This window comes from Azovibrio sp. (assembly GCF_049658005.1).
In the GTDB taxonomy this organism is placed as follows: Bacteria; Pseudomonadota; Gammaproteobacteria; order Burkholderiales; family Rhodocyclaceae; genus Azovibrio.
On the sequence record NZ_JBASOH010000061.1, the window covers coordinates 1 to 5161 of the forward strand.

Genomic DNA, 5161 nt, shown 5'->3' on the forward strand with positions numbered 1-5161 from the left:
AGTCCGGCCTCTACTGGCAGGTGGACGGGCCGGACGGCGAGGTGCTGCTGCGCTCCCGCTCGCTCTGGGATGGCGCCCTCAGCCTGCCGCCGGGGGCCGCGCTGACGCCGGGCGCGCAGGCGGAGTACCGTGAGCTGGGGCCGGGCGGCGTGCCGCTGCTGATCCTGGTGCGGGTGATCCTGCCTGCCGCTGGGCCGGGCCCGTCGCCGCCGCGCCCCTTGCGGCTGATGGTGGCGATGGATGAAGAGGTGCTGCAGCGGCCGGTGCGGGATTTTGCCGGCATCCTGGCGCTGGCCCTGGCGCTCCTGGCCCTGGGTCTGGTGGCGGCGGTGGTATGGCAGCTCAAGCTGGCGCTGGGGCCGCTGGAGCGGCTGCGCCACAGCCTGGCCCGGGTGCGGGCGGGCCAGGCGGCGCAGCTGCAAGGGGTTTATCCCGCTGAAATCCAGCCCCTGGTGCAAGAATTCAACGACGTGCTGGCCCATGATGCGGCGGTACTGGAACGGGCCCGGACTCAGGCGGGCAACCTGGCCCATGCCCTGAAAACGCCGCTCTCCATCCTCGCCAATGCGGCGGCCCGGGAACCGGGCGAACTGGCCCGCTTGGTGACGGAGCAGGTGGGCACCGCCCGGCGCCAGGTGGATTACCACCTGGCCCGGGCCCGGGCCGCCGCGGCGGCGCAATTGCCCGGCCAGCAAGTGGCGGTGCGGCCCTTGCTGGAGGGGCTGCTGCGCGTCATGGGCAAGCTGCATGGGGAGCGGGGGTTACACCTCGAACTGATGCCTCTGGCCGGGGCGCCGGTCTTTCGCGGCGACGCCCAGGATTTTCAGGAAATGCTCGGCAACCTGCTCGACAACGCCTGCAAATGGGCGGCCAGCCGGGTGCAGGTGGCCGCCGGGATCACGGCTGGGCAACTGGAAATCCGGGTCGAGGACGACGGCCCGGGCCTGCCCGGGCCGGTGCGGGAATCGGTGCTGCAACGCGGGGTACGGGCCGACGAGGCCATGCCCGGCTCAGGGCTGGGACTTTCCATCGTCAGCGACCTGGCCGGCCTCTATGGCGGCGCCCTGCACCTGGAAAGCAGCACCCTGGGCGGCTTGCGGGCACGGCTGTGCCTGCCGGGCGGTCAGCCCGGTTCCATTCCGGATTCGGAATTAGCCCCATGACCCTGTAAAATCACGGGCTTCAATCATTTTGCGTATTGGCCTCCGTGTCCGGCTCCCGTCGTCCTCTTCGCCTCGCCATCAACGGTTACGGTCGCATCGGTCGCTGTTTTCTGCGCGCCCTGCATGAAGCCGGGCTGGATTCCCGCTTTCAGGTGGTGGCCATCAACGAGCCGGCCGATCTGGCCAGCATTGCCTATCTGACCCGTTTCGATTCTACCCACGGCCGCTTTCCCGGCAAGGTGGAGGCGGAGGACGATCATTTGCTGATTGCCGGCCAGGCCGTTTCCGTCACCCACGCCCGGGAACCCGAGGCGGTGGATTGGGCGGCTCTGGAGATCGACCTGGTGGTGGAATGTTCGGGCCAGTACAGCGACCGGGCCGGGATCAGCCGTTTCCTTGCGGTGGGCGTGCCCCGGGTATTGCTGTCCCATCCTGCCAACAGCGCCGCCGATGTGGATGCCACGGTGGTGTATGGCATCAACCACCAGCAACTGACCGGGGCCGAGCGCATCGTTTCCAACGCCTCCTGCACCACCAACGCCGTGGTGCCCCTGCTCGACCTGCTGGAGCGGGAGCTGGGGCTAAGCCAGGTGCTCCTCACGACGCTGCATTCGGTCATGAACGACCAGCCCCTGATCGACGGTTACCACCATACCGACCTGCGCCGCACCCGTTCTGCCATGCAGTCCATCATTCCCGTTTCCACCGGCCTCGCCCGGGGAGTGGAACGGCTTTTGCCGAGCCTGGCGGGCAAGGTCCAGGCCAAGGCGATCCGCGTGCCCACCCACAATGTCTCGGCCATCGACCTGGTGCTGGCGGTGGACAAGGAGGTGAGCGCCAGCCAGGTGAACCGCCTGCTCGCCGAGGCGGCCGCCGGCCCTTACCAGGGACTGATGGCTTATTCGGAAGAAACCCACGCCTCCATCGATTTCAATCACGACCCCCATTCGGCGGTCGTCGACGGCAGCCAGACCCGCAAGGTGGGCCCCCGCCTGATCAATCTTCTGGTCTGGTTCGACAACGAGTGGGGCTTTGCCAACCGGATGCTGGATGTGACCCGGCACTGGCAGGGCCTCTGGTCTGCTTCTTCGTCCCCCGATTCAACTTTGCAGCGATAAAACAGGAGACTTTCATGCAAGTCAAAAAACTCACCGATCTCGATGTGGCCGGCAAGCGCGTCTTCATCCGCGCCGATTTGAACGTGCCCCAGGACGAAGCCGGCAACATCACCGAAGATACCCGCATCAAGGCTTCCCTGCCGTCGATCCAGTATTGTCTGGACAAAGGGGCGGCGGTGATGGTGACCTCCCACCTGGGCCGTCCCAGCGAGGGGGTGGTCGGCCCGGACGACACCCTGGCGCCGGTGGCGGTGCGCATGGGACAACTGCTGGCCAAACCGGTGCGCCTCGTGCAGAACTGGGTCGACGGCGGCTTCGAGGTAGCGCCCGGCGAAGTGGTGCTGCTGGAAAACTGCCGCTGCAACAAGGGCGAGAAGAAAAACAGCGAGGAACTGGCAAGAAAAATGGCCGCGCTCTGCGACATCTATGTGAATGACGCCTTCGGCACCGCGCACCGGGCCGAGGCCACCACCCATGGCATCGCCCGCTTCGCCCCGGTGGCCTGCGCCGGCATCCTGATGGGCGCCGAGATTGACGCCCTGTCGAAGGCGCTGCAGAACCCGAAGCGGCCGCTGGTGGCGATCGTCGGCGGCGCCAAGGTGTCCTCCAAGCTCGCCATCCTCAAATCCCTGGCCGAAAAGGTCGATCAGCTCATCGTCGGCGGCGGCATTGCCAACACCTTCTTGCTCGCCTCGGGAAAACGCATCGGCGAATCCCTGGCCGAACCCGATCTGGTCAAGGAAGCCCACGCCATCATGGACATCATGCGCGCGCGCGGCGCCGAAGTGCCCCTGCCCGTCGACGTGGTGGTGGCCGACGAGGTTTCCGCCCTGGCCCGGGCCAACAAGATTGCCGTGGATGATGTCTCCGCCCATGACCGCATCCTGGACGTGGGCCCCAAGACCGCCGCCCGCCTCGCCGAGATCATCGCCCATGCCGGCACCATCGTCTGGAACGGCCCGGTGGGGGTGTTCGAGTATGCCCAGTTCGCCGGCGGCACGAAGATGCTGGCCTCCGCCATTGCCCACTCGGAAGCCTTCTCCATCGCCGGCGGCGGCGACACCCTGGCGGCCATCGCCAAGTTCCACATCGCCGACGAAGTGGGCTACATCTCCACCGGCGGCGGCGCCTTCCTGGAATTCCTGGAAGGCAAGACCCTGCCCGCCATCGCCGCCCTGGAAGCCCGCTACGAGGGCTGATGCCGGAAAAGCGGGCTTCCAGCGCGGTTCCGGCGCGGTTCCAGCATCAAGGCGCCGGGTCCGCAGAAGGGTTGCGGCAGGCCCCTGTCCTGTTGGCGATTTGTTGATTTATCGCGGCCGCGGCCGCCTTTGTGGTGAAATAGCCAGGTCTGTTCGCGGAGCTTTGTGCCTCCGCCCCTTTGTGCCTCTGCCCCTTTTGTGCCTCCGCCCTTTGTGCCTCCGCCCTTTTGTGGCTCCCCCCTTTGCCTCGAGGTTTTCATGCCCCTGATCCCTGCCGGCTCCCTGCAACTCGAAACCGAGCGTTTCGGCCCCGCCGATGCGCCGGCCATCCTGCTGATCCAGGGGCTGGGCACACCGCTCACCCGCTGGCCCCTGTCCCTGTGCGAAAGGCTGGTGGCCGAGGGCTTCCAGGTGATCCGCTTCGACAACCGGGACATCGGCCTGTCCACCCAGCTCGACAGTCTGGGCCTGCCTGACCTGATGGGTTTTTTCCAGGGCCGGCGGCCGCCGAATCCGCTCTACACCCTGGCAGACATGGCCGCCGACAGCATCGCGCTCCTCGATGCCCTGCAGATCGACAAGGCCCATATCGTCGGCGCTTCCATGGGCGGCATGATCGCCCAGCTGCTGGCGGGCCTCTACCCCGATCGCTGCCGGTCGCTGACCTCGATCATGTCCTCGAGCGGCAACCCGATGCTGCCACCACCGACCCCGGCGGCCCTCCAGGCCCTGTTTGCGCCCCTGCCGCCGGGCAAGGACGAAGCCAGCATGGTGGCCGACTGGGTGCGGCGCCAGCAGGTGCTGATGAGCCCCGCCTACCCGACCCCGGAGGCGGAGCTGAAGGCCATGTTCATGGCCGAATACCGGCGCAGTTTTCATCCTCAGGGTGTGGCCCGGCAACTGGCGGCCCTGCTCACCGGCGGCGACCGGCGTTCCCTGCTGGCGACTATCCAAGCGCCCACGGTGGTGCTGCATGGCGAGGCCGATCCCTTGATTCCCGTGGCCTGCGGCCAGGATACGGCGGCCAGCATTGCCGGGGCCGAACTGCGCACCATTTCGGGCATGGGGCATGATTTCCCTACCGCCCTGATGCCCGAGTTTGCTGCTGCCATCCTGGCGGCGGCCCGCCGGGCTGCCTGAAACCTGGTGTAATAACCTTATCTTCCCCGGATTCCCCTGAAAACTGCCATGACGGAACCCCTTGCCGACCTGAGCCCCATCGAAGCCCGCCTGCTCGGGGTGCTGATCGAGAAGGAGCGCACCACGCCCGACGCCTATCCCCTGACCCTGAACAGCCTCACCGCCGGCTGCAACCAGAAGACTTCCCGCGACCCGGTCATGAACCTCGACGAGGCCGAGGTGCAGGCCGCCCTGGAAACCCTGCGCTGCCGCAATCTGGTGCTGGAAACCTATGGTGCCTCGGGGCGGGTGCTGCGTTACGCCCACAACTTCACCAAGACCTACGGCCTGCCCGGTCCCATGGTGCCGCTCCTGGCGGTGCTGGTGCTGCGCGGTCCCCAGACTGCCAGCGAACTGCGCGCCAATTGTGAACGCCTGCACCGCTTTGCCGATGCTTCTGCCGTGGCCGCCTATCTGGAAGAGCTGGCCGGACGGCCCCAGGCCCTGGCCGTGCAGCTGCCGCGCCAGCCCGGCGCCCGGGAGCCGCGCTGGGCCCATCAGC

General features: G+C 67.3%; 5 protein-coding genes. All 5 read left to right on the forward strand.

Annotated features, from left to right (window positions below; all coding sequences use genetic code 11):
* The coding region (locus tag WBH99_RS06400) for a sensor histidine kinase (protein ID WP_424219272.1) at positions 1-1163 on the forward strand (1163 nt) is incomplete at its 5' end.
* A gap of 44 nt (positions 1164-1207) precedes the next feature.
* Positions 1208-2281, forward strand: a complete 1074-nt coding sequence (locus WBH99_RS06405; protein WP_424219273.1) for a type I glyceraldehyde-3-phosphate dehydrogenase — start codon at positions 1208-1210, stop codon at positions 2279-2281.
* 14 nt (positions 2282-2295) lie between these two features.
* Positions 2296-3480 (forward strand): phosphoglycerate kinase, encoded by a 1185-nt coding sequence (locus tag WBH99_RS06410; RefSeq protein ID WP_424219274.1) that lies wholly within the window; start codon positions 2296-2298, stop codon positions 3478-3480.
* A gap of 258 nt (positions 3481-3738) precedes the next feature.
* Complete coding sequence (locus WBH99_RS06415) at positions 3739-4620, forward strand: alpha/beta fold hydrolase (RefSeq protein WP_424219275.1); 882 nt, start codon at positions 3739-3741, stop codon at positions 4618-4620.
* A gap of 48 nt (positions 4621-4668) precedes the next feature.
* On the forward strand, positions 4669-5161 hold a 493-nt coding region (locus WBH99_RS06420), incomplete at its 3' end, for a YceH family protein (RefSeq protein ID WP_424219276.1).

What these genes read in the sequence shown, in the direction of transcription:
- WBH99_RS06415 (WP_424219275.1), top strand. Translation starts at nt 3,739, where the DNA reads ATGCCCCTGATCCCTGCCGGCTCCCTGCAACTCGAAACCGAGCGTTTC.
- WBH99_RS06410 (WP_424219274.1), top strand. Translation starts at nt 2,296, where the DNA reads ATGCAAGTCAAAAAACTCACCGATCTCGATGTGGCCGGCAAGCGCGTC.